The organism is Streptomyces sp. NPDC050636 (genome assembly GCF_040654775.1).
Lineage (GTDB): Bacteria > Actinomycetota > Actinomycetes > Streptomycetales > Streptomycetaceae > Streptomyces.
This window is the reverse complement of record NZ_JBFAIP010000121.1, coordinates 1-16,835: the sequence shown is the minus strand read 5'-3', so window position 1 is coordinate 16,835 and position 16,835 is coordinate 1. Positions and strand designations below refer to the sequence as shown.

Below are 16,835 nucleotides of genomic sequence, written 5' to 3'. Positions count from 1 at the left end.
AGCGCCGAACCCATGGCGCTCCCGGTCCGCCTGGACCTTGCGGCCCTACGGGCCCAGGGCGAGCCCCAACCGCTGCTGCGCGGCCTGATCCGCACCAGGACCCGCCGCTCCGGCGTCGCCGCGGGCGACGAGAGCGCGGCCGGGTTCGCACAGCGCCTGGCCGGGCTGCCCTTGGCGGAGGGCCACGAGGTCGTGCTGGAGGCCGTACGCGGCCAGGTCGCGGTCGTACTGAGCCACGACGGAGCCGCGGAGATCGATCCGGAGCGGGCCTTCCAGGACCTCGGTTTCGACTCCCTGACCGCGATCGAACTCCGCAACCGCCTGAGCACCCTCACCGGAATCCGCCTGCCGGCGACCCTGCTCTTCGACTACCCGACGCCGGCAGAGCTCGTCGACCACCTCCATGCCCGGATCGCACCCGAGGCGTCCTCCGGCCCGGAGGCACTCCTGGGCGAACTCGAAAGGCTGGAAAAGACCTTCGGCGGACTCGACATCACGGAGGAGATCCACGAGCAGATAGCAGGCCGTCTGGAGGTCCTCAAGGCAAAGTGGAACGCCCTGCGGGACACCGGCGCGGCAGCCGAGTACGAGGAGTCCCCGTCCGACGAGGACTTCGACTTCGAGTCCGCCTCCGACGACGAGGTCTTCGACCTCCTCGACAAGGAACTCGGCCTGTCCTGACCCGACGAAACGGCCCGTACCAGTAACTCCTGTACACCTCGGCCGATTCGAGTCGGCCGATTCGAGCACCGCCACTGTGCGCCGTCGAACAACTCGGCGGCGCACAGTGCTGCGCGGCGGCGGATACCGAGCACGGAAAGCCCTCGCACCGGTCCGGTAACGCGCGCCGCAGAAGCCGCCGGTCAGTCGGTGAGCAGCGCCTCCCGCAGCCGCTCCAGGTCCTGCTCGCTCAGGCCCAGCCCGTCCCGCAGATAGGCGTCGAAGGTGCCGAAGCGGGCCTTGACCTCGTCGAAGGACGCGTTCAGGTACTCGGCCCTGGCGTCCAGCATCGGCTTGAGGCGGGCGGCCATCTCGGGGGTCTGCTTGGCGAGGGTGGCGGCGTTGCTGGTGGCGGCGTGGTCGTTGGTGGCCAGGTAGTCCCGTGTGACCGTGTCGCGGTCCACGCCCAGGGCCGTGAGCAGGGCGGCGGTGGCCCAGCCCGTACGGTCCTTGCCGCCCTCGCAGTGGTAGGCCAGCGCGTAGGAGCCGGGGTCGGCGGCGAGGCTGAACAGCGAACGGTAGGCGTCGATCGCCGAGGGCTTGGAGACGAGCCACTCGTCGAAGTCCGTACGGATGCCGAGGCGCTGGAGCTTGGCCAGGTCGGCGTCGGTGAGCGCGTGCAGGTCGCTGGTGCGGTACAGGACCCCCATCTTCACCCACCGGCCGTCGGCGGTGCGATAGCCGCCCGCGTCGCGGAAGTCGGCGACGCCCTCCAAGTGCAGCGAGCGGTCGGCGAGGCTGAGCGGGTCGCCCTGGTCGGGGACGAGGCGGAACCACCGGCGGTCGGTGGCGGGCAGTCCGCGTACGGTGACGCTGTCCTCGGGGCCGCCGTGCGCCACGGCCCTGTCACCGGCGTAGACGGTCACCGAAACGACGCCAGGTGCCTTCCAGGACACGGTGAACGAGCCGTCCTTCTGCTGGGTCACCGTGGCGTCGGCGAACGGAATCCCGTGCGCGGCAAGCGGCGCCTGCGGTGTGTGCCGGCCTGTTCCGGTGGCGGAGGCGAGGGGCGCGGTGACCCCCACTGCCGATACGGCGGCCATGAACGATACGGCGATGCGGCGGGCGGTCAGCACCGCCGCCGTGGAATGGGAGTTCATGGCGGGACCGTACGGCCCGAAATAGCATGGAATTACCTAGAGTTGGCGAGGTGGGCCGCGCCAAGCCGGGAAGGGCGGCCGCGCCAGGCCGGGAAGGCGGGCCGCGCCCGTCGGGCCGCCGCGGGCCCGCTATAGCGGCAACGCGCAAGGCCCGGTCGCTCGTTGAGCGACCGGGCTGCCGTACGCCGGAAACCCCGGCTTCAGCCGACGGGTGGGTGCGGGCGCTCCGGAGAGCACCCGCACCCACCCGTCAACTCTCCGCGTCCATCAGCCGGAACAGTTCGTCATCACTGGCCGACGTCAGGTCCAGCACCCCACTGGGGTCAGCGCCCGTACCACCGCCCGACCCCGCCGTCACCGCCTTCAACCGTGCCACCGTCTCCTCCGAAACCTCCGCACCGGCCGTGAGCAAGGACTCCAACTCGGCCACGACAGAGGCCACATCGCGCGCGGGGGCGGTCGGCCGCGCGAGTCGTTCGCGGACGAGTCGGACGACGGCGTTCGGCGTGGGGTAGTCATACATGAGCGTGGCGGGAAGCCGCATGTCCGTGGCCGCGATGAGGCGGTTGCGCAGTTCGACGGCATTAAGCGACTCGATGCCCATCTCCTTGAACGTGCGGTTGCCCTCCTCGCCACGGGTCTCCTGGCCGCCGAGCACGGCCGAGGTCTCGGCGAGAACCAGGGCCAGTACGAGCGCGTCCTGTTCGGAGTCGTCGAGACCGGACAGACTGGCCTCCAGCCCCGGCGGCTCTTCACCGGCCGCCATCCCGTCCGCGGCAACCGAGAGGCTCGTGGCACTCGCGACGCCCGCGCAGCGCCCGTCGGCAGCCGACCCCGCCGACCCCGCTGACCCCGCCGGGCTCACAGGAGTCGACGCCAGCCAGAACCTCCGCCGCTGGAACGCGTACGTCGGCAGGGCGACGGGCCGGGCCCCGGGAAGCACCGCGTCCCAGTGGACGGGAACGCCATGGGCGTGCACCCGGGCGACCGCGGTGAGCAGGGCGTGCCGCTCCGGCACCCCGGCGCGCAGACTCGGCACGACGGCGGCCCCGGGCTGCGGGTCTGCCGACTCCAGGCACTCGTCGATCATCGGCGTGAGCGCCGGCTCGGCACCAAGTTCCAGGAACCCGGTGACGCGCTCGCCCCGGAGCCGGCCGATCGCGTCCTTGAAGCGTACGGACTGCCGCACGTGCCGCACCCAGTGGTCCGGGTCGCGCGCGTCCTCGCCGGTCAAGGGGCGGCCGGTGACGGTCGAGACCAGGGGAACGGCGGGCGCGGCGTAGGACAGCGTACGGACGACCGCGCGGAACTCCTCCAGCATGGGGTCCATCAGCGGCGAGTGGGACGCCACCCGCACCTCGATCCGCCGGGTCTTGTGACCGGCGGCGGCCAGCCGGTCCGTGAGCGCGGCGAGCGGGGCCTCGGCGCCCGAAAGCACGAGGGAGTGCGGCCCGTTGACGGCCGCGATCGACACGGCCTGCGTCGACTCCGCCAGCAGCGGGGTCGCTTCGGCCTCCGTGATGCGCACCGCCACCATCGCGCCGCCGGGCGGCAGCGCGCCCATCAGCCTGCCCCGGGCCGCCACCAGGGTGCACGCGTCCTGGAGGCCGAGCACGCCCGCCACATGGGCGGCGGCTATCTCGCCGGCCGAGTGCCCCACCAGGTGGTCGGGGGTCACCCCCCAGGACTCGAAAAGCCGGTACAGGGCCACCTGGACGGCGAACAGAGCGGGCTGTGTGTAGGTGGTGTCGTCGAGGAGGGCCGCCTCCTCGGAGCCGGGTGCCGCCCACATCACCGAGGTCAGCGGCCGCGCCAGCAGAGGATCCAGCGCGTCGCACACCTCGCGCAGCGCCTGCCCGAAGACGGGGAACGCCTCGGCCGCCTCGCGCCCCATGCCGTTGCGCTGGCCCCCCTGCCCGGGGAAGACGAAGGCCAGCCCGCCCGGCACGGAGTCGTGCAGGGTGACGCCGGCGGTCCGCTCACCGCGCCCGAACTCCCTTGCCGACGCGAGCAGTTGGGCACGGTCGGAGCCGCTGATGACGGCCCGGTGCCGGTGCACGGCACGGGTGGTGGCCAGCGCGTGGGCGACATCCTGGGCGCGCAGACCGGGGTCGGCCGCCACATGCTCGGCCAGGCGCCCCGCCTGCGCGCGCAGCGCCGCCCGGCTCCGGGCGGACAGCACCCAGGGCGTGGCCGCGTCACCGGCCGGCTCCGGGCCCAGAGCCGTCCCGGACTCGCCCCGTGCCTCCGCCAGATCTCCGTCCGGCGCCTCTTCCACGTCCTTTTCCACGCCCTCGCCCGGCGCCTCCTCAAGGATCACGTGCGCGTTGGTACCGGTGAGGCCGAACGAGGACACCCCCGCCCGGCGCGTGAGTCCGCTCTCCCGAGGCCAGGGCCGGGCCTCGGTCAGCAGCCGTACCGAACCAGCGGACCAGTCCACCTTGGCCGAGGGAGCGTCCACGTGCAGCGTCCTCGGCAGGATGCCGTGGCGCAGCGCCAGCACCGTCTTGATCACCCCGGTGACCCCGGCGGCGGCTTGTGTGTGCCCGATGTTCGACTTCACCGAACCCAGCCACAACGGCCTTCCCTCAGGCCGCTGTTGGCCGTATGTGGCCAGCAGGGCCTGGGCCTCGATGGGGTCGCCGAGCGGTGTGCCGGTGCCGTGCCCCTCCACGGCGTCCACGTCCTGCGGCGTCAGCCCGGCGTCGGCCAGGGCCTGGCGGATGACGCGCTGCTGCGCGGGCCCGCTCGGCGCGGTGAGCCCGTTGGAGGCGCCGTCCTGATTCACGGCGGAGCCCCGTACGAGCGCCAGGACACGGTGTCCGTTGCGCCGGGCGTCGCTCAGCCGCTCCAGCAGCAGCAGTCCCGCGCCCTCCGACCACGCGGAGCCGTTCGCGGCGTTGGCGTACGCCATGGAGCGGGAGTCGGGGGAGAGCGCGCGCAGCCGGGAGAAGTGCGCGAAGGGCGCCGGGGTCGCCATGACGGTGACGCCGCCGGCCAGCGCCAGGTCGGACTCGCCCGACCGCAGGGACCGGCAGGCCAGATGCAGGGCGACGAGGGAGGACGAGGAGGCGGTGTCGACCGTCATCGCGGGGCCTTCGAGCCCGTAGGTGTAGGCGATGCGCCCTGAGATCGCGCTGCCGGCGACCCCGGTGCTGAGCATGCTCTCCCACGCGCTGGGCGCGGCGGACGCGGTGGCGCCATAGCCGCGGTCCATCGCGCCCGTGAACACACCCGTACGGGTTCCCTTCAGAGACTCCGGGGCGATGCCCGCCCGCTCGAAGGTCTCCCAGGCCGCCTCCAGGAGCAGTCGCTGCTGCGGGTCGGTGGCCGTCGCCTCCTGGTCGGACAGGCCGAAGAAGCCCGCGTCGAAGTCGCCCGCGTCGTGCAGGAAGCCGCCTTCGCGTGCGTACGAGGTCCCCGGGCGGTCGGGGTCCTCGTCGAAGAGCCGGTTCAGGTCCCAGCCGCGGTCCTCCGGGAACTCGGACATCGCGTCGGTCCCGTCGGCGAGCAGGTCCCACAGGGCGTCGGGGGAGCCGGCTCCGCCGGGTAGCCGGCAGGCCATCCCGATGATCGCCACAGGGTCGGCACCGTCCGCCGAGATCTCCCGCGGCCCCTCCTGGGACGGCTCCTCCTGCTCGGCCAGTACGTGCGCGACGGCCCGCGGGTTGGGGAAGTCGAAGGCCAGCGTGGCCGGGAGCGGCAGCCCGGTCTCCTCCCGCAGCAGATTCCGCAGCCGCACCGAGCGGATGGAGTCCAGGCCGAGCCCGCGGAAGTCCGTGTCGGGGTCGAAGGGAACGGCCGTGCCGCCGTTCCCGAGCACCCGGCCGACGCAGTCGCGTACGAGTTCCAGCGCCTCCTCGGGGGTGTACGGCGGGACCGCGCCGAGACGGGCCGGAACGGGCGCCGCCTCAAGGCCGGCGAGCAGCCGCCTGAGCGCCCCGCGGTCGAGCTTCCCGGCGGGGGAGAGGGGAAGCACGCGCACGGTGACCAGTTCGAGGGGGATCTTGTGGTCGGCGACCCCCAGCCGGCGCAGGAACGCGGTCACTTCGGTCAGACCGATCGTGCGGTCCGCGCGGTCGGTCACGACCAGGCACGGATACTCCCCGAGCCGGTCGTCCGGTGCGCCGACCACGGCCGACGGGCCCAGGCCCGCAAGGCCCGCGAGCAGCCCCTCGACCTCGGTGGCGCTGAACTTCCGGCCGCCCGTGTTGATCAGTTCGGTCGCCCGGCCGCGCAGCACCACCACGCCGTCCGCGTCGATGGCCGCGAGATCGCCGGTCCGCAGCCAGCCGTCCTCGGTGAGGGCCGAGCGCGTCAGCTCCGGCTCGCGGAAATAGCCGCGGAACAACCCCGGCCCCCGGTACTGGAGTTCACCGGTCGCGCCCGCCGCGCACACCCCGCCGTGCTCATCGACGACCCGCACGTCCACACCGCCGACCGGCCCTCCCACACTGCCGTCGGGGTCGTGGGACCGGGTGCGGGTGCCGGTGCCGATCTCGGACATCCCCCACACCACGACCAGTTCGCAGTCGAGGACGGTGCGCACCTGTACGGCGAGCGCGGGCGCGACGGCGGCCCCCGCCGTACGCACCTGGTACGGCCCAAAGCCCGCCGGCTCGTCCGTCTTGGCCAGCCGTGCGACGACATCCCGCAGTTGCGCGGGCACGGCGAAGACGACACGGGGTTCGTGCTCTCGCGCCAGTTCCAGGAAGCGGTCCACGTCCCAGCCTGCGAGCAGGACCTGCCCGCAGGCGGCGAACAGCGCCGCGTGCATGGCCTGGAGGCCGAACAGATGGGTCATCGGGCAGGCCGTCAGGACCATACCGTCAAAGGCGTCGGCGGCCTCGGCGGTGACGGCCGCGGTGTTCGACAGCAGACCGTCGTGGCTGTGCACACAGAGCTTGGGCCGCGCCGAGGCCGTCCCGGACGAGGGGATCAGGACGAGCGGCAGGTCGGGGGTGACGTCCACCGGCCGGGGCCCACTGCCTGCCCAGGCCGCCAGCAGCCCGTCCAGCGACCCGACCCCCGGCTCCTCGCGCCCCGCATCCGGCGCACCGGCCATCAGCGCGCCGCGCAACGACGGCACGCTCTCCAGAAGCGAACGGGCCGTCGCCTCACTCTCGCTCCCGGAAGCCGACAGGACGAGAAGGACGGGTTCCGCCCGGGTCAGGAGCGCGTGGATCTCTGGGGCCGTGGTGCCTTGGTGGACGGGCAGCAGTACCGCTCCGACGGCCGCGACGGCCAGGTGCAGGGTCTGCAGCTCCCAGCAGTTCGGCAGGTGCACCGCCACCACGTCGCCGGGCGCGACGCCCGACTCCTGCAGGCCGCGGGCCAGCGCGGCGACGTCCGCTCGCCACTGGGCCCACGTCCACGAGCGGTCCCCGTCGACGACGGCCACCGTGTCGGGGGCGGATCCCACGGCGGCCTCGAACACCTCGGGCAGCGTGAAGCCGCCCATTACATCGGCCGCGTCGGCGGGCGGCTGGATCGCGTAGTCATCTGTGTGGACGGGCACCATCACTCCCGGATCGCTCTCAAGCACTCTCGTCAGTTGGGGGGCGGGCCGGGGTTCGGACACGAGCTCCTGCCCAAACAGGCCCTAGCCCTCGTGCACAGTGATCGCCCCGGACGGGCACAGGGCACCCGCCAGCCGGGCCGTGGACTCCTGGCCGGCGCCGGGCTCGGCGAGGAGGGTGACGAGCCCGTCGTCGTCCTGGTCGAAGAGCGCGGGCGCGTTCAGCACGCACTGGCCCGCCCCCACGCAGCGGTCGGGGGCAACGGTGATACGCATGTCGATGTCTCTCCTGCGGTGGAAGTGGCCGCCCGGCGGCCGGTGGCACGCGCCGCCGGGCGGACGGGGCCGGGCGGCGGCTACCAGCGGACCGGCAGCTCGTTCAGGCCGTAGAGCACGCCGTCGTACTTGATGTCCAACCCGTCGACGGGCACGGCGAGTTCGAGGTTCGGGATGCGCTCGAAGAGCTTGCGGTAGGCGACCTCCATCTCGACCCGCACCAGGTTCTGCCCCAGGCACTGGTGCACGCCGTAGCCGAAGGCCACGTGGTGGCGGGCGGACCGGGAGGGGTCGAACTTGTGGGGGCACGCGAAGACGTTCTCGTCGTGGTTGGCCGCGGCGACCAGCGGCACGATGCCCTCGCCCGCTTTGATGAGCTGCCCGGCGATCTCCACGTCCTGGACCGCCACGCGCAGGGACACCAGGTCGGCGACCGAGTGGAAGCGCAGTGTCTCCTCCACGGCCCGGTCGTCGCCGATCCACTGAGGGTTCGTCAGCAACGTGACCACGCCGAGCGCGATGTTGTTGGCCGTGGTCTCGTGACCGGCGATGAGCAGCAGCATCAGCACGCCCGACAGCTCGTGGGGGGCGATGACGCCGGTGGCCAGCAGCCGCGTGATGAGGTCGTCGCCGCCCCACTTCTGCTTGATGTCCACCAGCCGGTTGATATAGCGCAGGAGGTCTTTGGCGGCAGCTATACGGTCCTCGTCGGTCGAGGCGCGGAGGGAGACCAGGACGCGGGTGCGGGACTCGAAGAACTCGCGGTCGGCGGGCGGCACGCCGAGCAGGGAGGAGATCACCAGGGACGGGATGGGCAGCGCGAAGTCGGCGACGAGGTCGGCGGTGTTGCCCGCGGCCAGCATGGCGTCCAGTCGTGCTTCCACCGTGCGCTCGATCGAGGGTCGCATCGCGCGCACGCGCCGGACGGTGAACTCCGGGATGAGGGCCTTGCGGAACCGGTCGTGCTCGGGGGAGTCCATGCCCACGAACCAGCCTGGGATCTGATCCTGCTTGGGCACTCCCAGGGTCTCCCCGACGTTGGGGAATCCCTCGTGCTCGGGATTGGAGCTGATCTTGGGGTTGGTCAGGACGGCGCGTACGTCCTCGTGCCGGGTGACCAGCCATACCCGTTTGCCGTCGGGCAGGTGCGAGAGGACCAGCCCTTTCCGGTCGCGGTAGTCGGTGTAGTGCGGCGGCGGGAACGGCACGCCGGGATGGCGCAGCGGAAAGTCGACCGCCATCGGGTCTGCTTGCGTCATGGACGGAATTCCTCTCGAACGGTCCGGTCAGCCGACGCCGTAGAACGTGCGGATCCTGTCGATCACGAAGTCCTGGTCGGCGGCGGTCAGTCCGGTGTGCGTGGGCAGATAAAGCCCGTCCTCGGCGAACGTATTCGCCTTGAGCGAGGGCCAGTCGGGGTGGAAGTACATGGGCTGCCGGCTCATCGGCTTGAAGAACAGCCGGGTTTCGATCGACTCACCGGCCAGGAACTCCCGCAGCTCCTCGCGGCGTTCGGCCCGCAGGTCGTACATCCACAGCACGTTTCTGGGCGGCATCAGCGTGATACCGGGAATTCCGGCGAGCCCCTCGTCATAGCGCCGCTCGATCACCCGCCGCGCCTGGAGAATGTCATCCAGCCGCTCGACCTGGGCCAGTGCGACAGCGGCCTGCATGGCCGTCATACGGAAGTTGTAGGCGACCTTCTTGTGCAGGAAACTGTGGTCCTTGGTGAACGCCATGGCCCGCAGATGCGCCAACTGCCCGGCCAGCTTGGGGTCGTCGGTGAGGCAGATGCCGCCCTCACCCGCCGTAATAATCTTGTTGGCGAACAGCGAATAGCACGCGATGTCCCCTACCGGACGGACGCCGTGGGCCTCGGCACTGTCTTCCACGACCCGCAGGTTGTACTGGTACGCGATATCCATCACCGCGTCCATATCGCAACGCCGGCCGTAGATGTGGACGGGCATCACGGCCTTCGTCCGCGCCGTGATCTTCTCCTCGATACGCGTGACATCGATGTTGAGGTCGTCCGCGCAGTCCACGAACACGGGTGTCGCGCCGGTGTACGTGACCGCCCACGCGGAGGCGATCATGGTGAACTCCGGAACGATCACCTCGTCACCCGGGCCGATGCCCAGCGCCCGCAGCGCCAGCGTGAGCGCCGCCGTCCCCGACGAACAGGACACGCCGTGCGCGATCCCGTTGTAATCCGCGAAGGCACGCTCGAACCGCCGGACCATCGGGCCCTGAGACGATATCCAGCCGTCCTCGACGGCAGAGGTCAGGTACTCCAGCTCCCTGCCGTCCAGAGTGGGCCTGGACACGGGATACTTGAACGACATCCGCTGCCTCTTCCTTGTCTTCCTCGTAGTCCTCGTACGTATGTGCGTACGTGTGTGCTCGTGCGGTCTTACGCCAGGACCGGAAGTCCGAGAATCAGCTCGGCGGCGGTCTCACGGCCGCCCGCCGCCCGCTGCAGGGCGCCGAGCCGCTCCGCGTTCTCGCGGAAGGAGGGGGTGTCGAGCACCCGCGTGAGCTTGTCGACCACGTCATCGACGTCGATGTCCCGTGGCCGGTCGAGGGTCAGACTGATGCCGAAGTCCCGGCCGCGTACGGCCTGGTCGTAGCAGTCCACCCACAACGGCCGCACCACGAGCGGCTTGCCGAAATAGACGCCCTCGTTGTAACCATTGCCGCCACCATGAGTGAAGAACACCTTCACATTCGGATGAGCCAGCACGTCCAACTGCGACGGAACCCAGCTCTCGACACGGAGGTTTGCCGGCAACGACTGCTTCGGCGGCAGCAGGTGCTGCTGTCCCGACGGCAGCTTCCACAGCACCTGGTGCCGCCCCTTGAGCCGACGGGCGACCTCCACCATGGAATCGACCTGTTCCTGAGTGAGCCGGGTGATCGTCCCGAACCCCGCATAGACGACCGAGGACTGCGCATCCAGCCACCGCGACAGATCGTCGTCCTGCGGAGCCTCCGGCAGAGGCGGCACCATCGCACCGACCAGCCGCACCTTCTCCGGAATGTCAAAGGGGTAATCCAGCTCGGCGACCGAATTGCACAGCACCAGTTCGGCGTGCTCGATCCGCGCCATCGGACTGAGCGGCCCGAGCCCGTGCGCCTTGCGCCGCCGGTTGTCCTCCGCGATCACCTTGCCCATCTCGGGCGTGCAGAACATCGCCAGCGTCCGCCACTTGAAGAGCGTGTTGCTCACGCGCTGCGCGAACGTCATCGGATGCGGCAGTCCCGTGTGCGGCACAGGGAAGCCCCGCGGGGTGTAGCCCTTGGCGAAGGGCGTGAACGCCGTCAGCACATTGCTCGGCACAAACGGCACGCTCAGTACGAACGGAATATCCCGCGAAATCGCCAACTCGATTGCGAAAGCACTGATGCAGTCGATGACCATCAGCGCCGGCCGCACCTCGTCGACAACGGCCGCCAGCTTGTGGAATTTCTCCTCGTGCCGCCCAGGCTTGTAGGACTGCCGGATCACCGCGCGATGCGCCTTGAAACGTGAGGACTGAGTGATCTCGCGATAGACCTCGTCGTCCCACGTCACCGCTGACAACTCGGTGACCACCTCACCCAACGAGGCGAACTCCACCGCAGACCCCACCGCGATCTTCTTCACATCCTCGCACCGCGGCTCATCGGTGGCGAACCAGAGATCCGGCACATTCTGGCGGGAGAGTTCCTCGGCGAGTACGAGCAGCGGATTGGCCAGCCCGCTCTCCGGAAGACTGACGAAGAGGATCGGCCGTCGGGCGGAGTCCATGAATTCCCTTTCAGCGATGGCAGAGGGGTTCGGCAAGCACACCCCCGTGCGGATCGACTGGCCGCACTCCCCTTTGATCTCACGCCAGTCACCGGAAAATCCTTAGACCCCGGCCGGTCCCCAATTCCCGCCCTGCGACGGCACATCAGCTCACCGCACGCGCCAACATGCTCGGACCAGCAGAAACAGCGAACCGTAATGGGAGTACTCGTAACGCAAGTACTCGTAACGGAGGTACTGATAGCGGAGGTGCTCGTAACGGGAGTACTAGAACGCGGCCTTGACGTCCTCCGCGATGATTCGCTCGATGTTCCGCTCGGCCAGCGCCGTGATCGTCACAAAGGGGTTGACTCCGATGGACCCCGGTATGAGTGCGCCGTCCGTGACATAGAGGTTGCGGTAGCCCGCGACCCGGCCGTAGACGTCGGTGGCCTTGCCCAGGACGCAGCCGCCGAGCGGGTGGTAGCTGAAGTCGTCGGAGAAGTTCTTCAGCTGCGGCCCGAACAAGTCGTAGCGGTACATCGTCGTGTTCGCCTTGTTGATCCGGTCGAAGAGCGACTTCGCGGCGTCGACCGCGGGCGTGTTCTGGTCCCGGGTCCAGCGCAGCACGGCCCGGTCACTGGCCTTGTCGTAGACAAAAGTGCCGCGCTCGGGATTCTTGGTGATCGCCAGATAGAGACTGACCCAGGTCTCCAGACCGGCCGGCATCGGCGCGATCTCCGCGAAGACCGGGGCGGCGGGGTTGTCCCAGTCGTCGATGCCCAGGGTGGGGATCGACGACTGGTGGGCCCCGGTGGGGTTCCAGACGTGGTTGGCCCGGCCGGTCATGATGTTGCCGTTGGGGCCCCAGCCCGCGCCGACCTCGGCGTTGAGGTCGGGCAGCGCGCCGGTGTCCCGGGCGCGCACCAGCAGCTCGGTGGAGCCGAGGCTGCCGGCGCCGAGGAACAGATGGCGACAGGCGATCTCCTTGTGGGCGACGGCCTTGCCGTCGGCGTCGATCTGGTCCACGGACAGCACATAGCTGCCGTCCGGTTGCTGATGGATCGCCTTGACCTGATGCAGGGTCTCGATGGTGACCTTGCCGGTGCCGAGCGCCGCTGCCAAGTAGGTCTTGTCCAGGCTCTGTTTGCCGTGGTTGTTGCCGTAGATGACCTCGCCCGCCAGCGCGGACTTGGGCACCTCACCGGCCGCCTCGCGCCGCATCTGCCCGAAGTCGTAGACATTGGGGACGAAGGTGGTGCCCAGCCCCGCCTTGCCTGCCTGCTCACGCGAGACCCGCGCGAACTTGTACCACTCCGTCTCCTCGAACCAGCCCTTGTCGATGTGGTTCACCTTGAGCATGGAGTTGGCGCGCGGGAAGTACCGGTCGTACATCTCAGCGGCGTCCACCCGGGGGAGGACCTCCTCGAAGTACGAGCGCTTCGGTACAACGGCCATGCCACCGTTGACCAGCGAACCGCCGCCTACCCCTCGCCCCACGTACACCGACATCTGGTCGAAGTGCACCTTGTCCAGCACTCCCGCGTACGGGTCGATGTCCCGGTTGATCACGTCCAGCCACAGGAACGAGCCCAGCGGGGCCTCGGTGCGCGACTTGAACCAGCTGGAACGCCGGTCGGGCTTGAGCATTCCGCAGAAGACATTGCCGTCGTCGGCGGGCTTGTTCCACAGCTGGCCCATTTCGAGCATGAGCGTCGGAATTCCGGCCTCACCGAGCCGCAGCGCGGATACCGCGGCGCCGTATCCCGTACCGATCACCACGGCCGGTACGAACGAGCCGCTGCCGCCCTGCGGACTCCTCTTATCGGCGGCCGCGGCACGCGGGGCGGCGGAAATCGTGGTCATTCCGGCGACGGCGGCGCCGCTGAGGGCGGCCAGTCCTAGCAGACGGCGCCGTGACAGATGCTGGTTCTCAAACACGCTGGTAGTACCCGACCTTCGCCGACAGGATCCTTCCCCGCGGGGCTGTTCCGCGGGGCCGTTCCGGCGGGGATCGCGGGCCTTGTCGATCAGCCCGAGCCGCCGGGCTCCACCATCCTGATCAATAAAGACTGGGGGAAATGCCAGAGATGCAGAGGCTGTTGACTGGCTGGAATGCGATGCCCCAACCGGAGCGGCGGTGTCTGCAATCCGCCCGGGGACGGTGCGGCCGGGCCGCGTCTTTCCGCCATCCGCTGGTAGGACTCCGTTAGGCCTTCCTGTCGTCCCGGACGAACGGCAGCGGCCGTCCGGGGCCGGCGCCGACCTCGGAATCGACGATGGTCTTCCCTTGCAGTGGCATATGCGTTGCCCTACTGGCGTTCGATCCCTACCTGATGGGTCATCAAGTCGGGCTGTGAGTACCGCAAATGAAGGCGGTTTGGGCGGCCACACCGTGCGCCAAACGTGTTCACGAACAGATAGTCCGAATGATGTCGGTCGTCCAGACAAACCCGGTGCGGAGCAAGATCACTGCATCGAAGTAACTCCAACGGCCTCATGGGGCGAACTGGGCGTACCGGCCCTTTACTGTTCTCCGGGATCTGGACGGATTTCCAGATGTTCACCTTCCTTTTCCTCTTTCATTCGCGAAGGAGAGCTCGCCCGATGACCGTTGAGACCAGCCCGGAAGCGCAGCTGGAGCCGCCTCGGCAGTCCATCCTGAGCACCGCGGCTGCGCGCAACCTCGCCGCCACGACCCAGTCCGCTCCGCAGATCCAACTGATCGCCGACGGTCGGATCAGCCAGACTGACCAGACCGAGGAACAGCTCAGACTCACCATCGAGGCGCTGCGTGAGCGCCAGGAGTGCGAGCTGATCAACAACCGGGAGTTCGGTCTACTCCACAACGCCTCCTTCAAGCAGCGGATCCAGACCTACTCCGGCCCGCCCAATCCGGAGGATCGCGACGAGTTGCAGGCGATCATCTAGTCCTTGGTCACCCCGCACCACTCCGCCGCCGTCTTGGTGCCCGACGCGCTCGGCGTGCTGGAGAACGTGCAGAGAGCCCGCAGGCGCGACTAGAGAACCCATCCGACGGCCACGACGGCCCGGAACTCCCCGGATCCCGGGCGAGCACGGCCGGGGTCCGGGACAGCCAACCCACCTCACCAAGGAGCTACGGATGCCCGATCCTGGGTTTTCCCCTCTGCAGTCGGGCCTGCCTGCCGCTGCGGCTCGGGCCCACGCCCCCACCCACGCTGCCGGCGCCGAAGCCGGCGGCGCCGCCCTGCCCGGCCCGCCCTCCGCCCCCGTCCCCGCCGCAGTGGCCGTTCCCGTAGACGTGTCCGCACCCGAAGACGGCCCGGGTGGCGACCTGATCGCTCGGCACGTGGGGGAGGGCGCTGCCGCGGTCAGGCAATCGAGCCCTGCCCTGGAACGGATCCTGCGTGGCCCCAGTGGTCTGGGCACGGCGAGCCTTTACCTGGCCCGACGTGACGAGTCTCCGGTGTCTCCGGCGCCCGAGACACCGGAAGAGGGCCAACCGATCCCGGGCCTGTACCACCACCCGGTGCCACAGCCCGACCCGGAGCGGGTGGATGAGGTCAGCCGCCGGATCAAGGCATGGGCGGTCGACGAGGTCCAGGCCTACCCCCCGGAGTGGGAGGACCAGTTCGACGGCTTCTCCGTCGGCCGCTACATGGTCGCCTGTCATCCGGACGCTCCCAGCATCGACCACCTGATGATCGCCACGCGGCTGATGGTCGCCGAGAACGCGGTCGACGACTGCTACTGCGAGGACCACGGCGGCTCACCCATCGGTCTCGGCGGCCGCCTCCTGCTGGCGCACACGGCTCTCGACCCGCTGCACACGACGAGGGAGTACGAGCCGGGGTGGGCGGAGTCGCTCCGGTCGGACGCCCCTCGGCGCGCCTACCACTCCGCCATGGAGTACTTCCTCCAGATGGCCACCCCCTCCCAGGCCGACCGGTTCCGGCACGACATGGCCCGTCTGCACCTGGGGTACCTCGCAGAGGCCGCCTGGGCCCAGACGGACCACACGCCCGAGGTGTGGGAGTACCTGGCGATGCGCCAGTTCAACAACTTCCGCCCCTGCCCCACCCTGACCGACAGCGTCGGTGGCTACGAACTGCCGGCGGACCTGCACGCCCGGCCCGCCATGCAGCGGGTCATCGCGCTCGCCGGCAACGCCACCACCATCGTCAACGACCTGTACTCGTACACCAAGGAACTCAAGAGCCCCGGCCGACACCTGAACCTGCCCGTGGTGATCGCCGAACGGGAGGACCTCTCCGACCGGGAGGCCTATCTGAAGGCGGTCGAGGTCCACAACGACCTCATGCACGGTTTCGAAGCCGAGGCCGCCGCCTTGGCCGCCGCCTGCCCCGTCCCGAGCGTGTTGCGCTTCCTGCGGGGAGTGGCCGTATGGGTCGACGGCAACCACTACTGGCACCAGACCAACACCTATCGATACAGCCTGCCCGATTTCTGGTAAGGATGGACCTCTCTGTGACCAGCACCCAGCTCACCACCGCAAACGGCACCTCCGCGTTCGTCCCCGCCCCGGCGTCGCCCTACCAGGGTGACATCGCCCGTTACTGGGACCACGAGGCCAGGCCCGTGAACCTGCGTCTCGGCGACGTCGACGGGCTCTACCACCACCACTACGGCATCGGCGACGTCGACCACTCCGCCCTCGGGGACGCCAATGACAGCACATACGAGAAGCGGCTGATCGCCGAGCTCCACCGCTTGGAGTCGGCGCAGGCCGAGGTCCTCCTGGACCACCTCGGCTCCATCGGGCGTGACGACACACTCGTGGACGCCGGCTGCGGCCGGGGCGGTTCGATGGTCATGGCCCACCAGCGGTTCGGATGCAAGGTCCAGGGCGTCACCCTGTCGGCGAAGCAGGCCGACTTCGCCAACCAGCGCGCCCAGCAACTCGGCATCGAGGACCATGTCCACGCCCGCGTGTGCAACATGCTCGACACGCCCTTCGACACGGGGCAGGCCGCGGCCTCGTGGAACAACGAGTCGAGCATGTACGTCGACCTGCACGACCTCTTCGCCGAGCACTCCCGCGTCCTCGCGGTCGGCGGCCGCTATGTGACCATCACCGGCTGCTGGAACCCGCGTTACGGCCAGCCCTCGAAGTGGGTCTCCCAGATCAACGCGCACTTCGAGTGCAACATCCATTCCCGCCGCGAGTACCTGCGCGCCATGGCCGACAACCGTCTCGTACCGCAGGCCGTCATCGACCTGACTCCTTCGACCCTGCCCTACTGGGAGCTGCGGGCCACGTCCTCACTGGTCACCGGTATTGAAGAGGCGTTCATCAACTCGTACAAGGACGGCTCCTTCCAGTACCTCCTGATTGCAGCCGACCGCGTCTGACCGACCGCTGACCGACCGCTGACCGGAAGGGGGGGGGGGGGGGGGACGCCCGGGGCCCCGCCGGCGGGCGCGGGGGGGGGGGGGGGGGGTAGGGAAA

10 protein-coding genes and 1 pseudogene are annotated in these 16,835 nt (G+C 69.6%); 4 read left to right on the top strand and 7 right to left on the bottom strand.

The window, feature by feature from the left end; translation table 11 throughout:
- Positions 1 to 681: phosphopantetheine-binding protein (locus AB0I10_RS36605; RefSeq protein ID WP_363157065.1), on the top strand; the 681-nt coding region annotated here is incomplete at its 5' end.
- A gap of 182 nt (positions 682 to 863) precedes the next feature.
- Here the strand turns inward: AB0I10_RS36605 and AB0I10_RS36600 are convergent.
- The 7 genes from AB0I10_RS36600 to AB0I10_RS36570 form a co-directional block, all read right to left on the bottom strand.
- Positions 864 to 1,820 (bottom strand): tyrosine-protein phosphatase, encoded by a 957-nt coding sequence (locus AB0I10_RS36600; RefSeq protein ID WP_363157064.1) that lies wholly within the window; start codon positions 1,818 to 1,820, stop codon positions 864 to 866.
- Positions 1,821 to 2,070: 250 nt separating this feature from the next.
- Positions 2,071 to 7,401 carry a beta-ketoacyl synthase N-terminal-like domain-containing protein gene (locus AB0I10_RS36595; protein ID WP_363157063.1) on the bottom strand — a complete coding sequence of 1,777 codons (5,331 nt, stop codon included), beginning with the start codon at positions 7,399 to 7,401 and terminating at the stop codon, positions 2,071 to 2,073.
- Between the two features lie 21 nt (positions 7,402 to 7,422).
- Positions 7,423 to 7,614, bottom strand: coding sequence for a ferredoxin (locus AB0I10_RS36590; protein ID WP_363157062.1), 192 nt, complete (start codon positions 7,612 to 7,614; stop codon positions 7,423 to 7,425).
- Between the two features lie 80 nt (positions 7,615 to 7,694).
- Positions 7,695 to 8,873: a cytochrome P450 gene (locus AB0I10_RS36585; RefSeq protein WP_363157061.1), complete on the bottom strand. Its 1,179-nt coding sequence runs from the start codon at positions 8,871 to 8,873 to the stop codon at positions 7,695 to 7,697.
- 27 nt (positions 8,874 to 8,900) lie between these two features.
- Positions 8,901 to 9,959: a DegT/DnrJ/EryC1/StrS family aminotransferase gene (locus AB0I10_RS36580; protein ID WP_363157060.1), complete on the bottom strand. Its 1,059-nt coding sequence runs from the start codon at positions 9,957 to 9,959 to the stop codon at positions 8,901 to 8,903.
- Positions 9,960 to 10,027: 68 nt separating this feature from the next.
- The gene (locus AB0I10_RS36575) at positions 10,028 to 11,404 is read right to left on the bottom strand and encodes a glycosyltransferase (protein ID WP_363157059.1); all 1,377 of its coding nucleotides are present in this window, start codon (positions 11,402 to 11,404) and stop codon (positions 10,028 to 10,030) included.
- Between the two features lie 267 nt (positions 11,405 to 11,671).
- On the bottom strand, positions 11,672 to 13,324 hold the full coding sequence (locus AB0I10_RS36570; protein WP_363157058.1) for a GMC oxidoreductase: 1,653 nt from the start codon (positions 13,322 to 13,324) through the stop codon (positions 11,672 to 11,674).
- An 810-nt stretch (positions 13,325 to 14,134) separates the two neighbouring features.
- On the opposite strand from AB0I10_RS36570, the pseudogene AB0I10_RS36565 reads away from it, so the two are divergent.
- From AB0I10_RS36565 to AB0I10_RS36555, 3 genes and pseudogenes are all read left to right on the top strand, one after another.
- Positions 14,135 to 14,407 (top strand): annotated as a pseudogene (locus AB0I10_RS36565) (hypothetical protein); the annotation flags it as partial.
- A 100-nt stretch (positions 14,408 to 14,507) separates the two neighbouring features.
- Entirely contained in the window at positions 14,508 to 15,839 is a 1,332-nt protein-coding gene (locus AB0I10_RS36560; RefSeq protein ID WP_363157057.1) for a family 2 encapsulin nanocompartment cargo protein terpene cyclase, read from the top strand.
- Between the two features lie 2 nt (positions 15,840 to 15,841).
- On the top strand, positions 15,842 to 16,738 hold the full coding sequence (locus tag AB0I10_RS36555) for a geranyl diphosphate 2-C-methyltransferase (protein WP_363157056.1): 897 nt from the start codon (positions 15,842 to 15,844) through the stop codon (positions 16,736 to 16,738).
- Positions 16,739 to 16,835 lie beyond the last annotated feature (97 nt).

What these genes read in the sequence shown, in the direction of transcription:
- AB0I10_RS36600 (WP_363157064.1), bottom strand. Translation starts at nt 1,820, where the DNA reads ATGAACTCCCATTCCACGGCGGCGGTGCTGACCGCCCGCCGCATCGCC.
- AB0I10_RS36590 (WP_363157062.1), bottom strand. Translation starts at nt 7,614, where the DNA reads ATGCGTATCACCGTTGCCCCCGACCGCTGCGTGGGGGCGGGCCAGTGC.
- AB0I10_RS36555 (WP_363157056.1), top strand. Translation starts at nt 15,842, where the DNA reads ATGGACCTCTCTGTGACCAGCACCCAGCTCACCACCGCAAACGGCACC.
- AB0I10_RS36580 (WP_363157060.1), bottom strand. Translation starts at nt 9,959, where the DNA reads ATGTCGTTCAAGTATCCCGTGTCCAGGCCCACTCTGGACGGCAGGGAG.
- AB0I10_RS36575 (WP_363157059.1), bottom strand. Translation starts at nt 11,404, where the DNA reads ATGGACTCCGCCCGACGGCCGATCCTCTTCGTCAGTCTTCCGGAGAGC.
- AB0I10_RS36560 (WP_363157057.1), top strand. Translation starts at nt 14,508, where the DNA reads ATGCCCGATCCTGGGTTTTCCCCTCTGCAGTCGGGCCTGCCTGCCGCT.
- AB0I10_RS36585 (WP_363157061.1), bottom strand. Translation starts at nt 8,873, where the DNA reads ATGACGCAAGCAGACCCGATGGCGGTCGACTTTCCGCTGCGCCATCCC.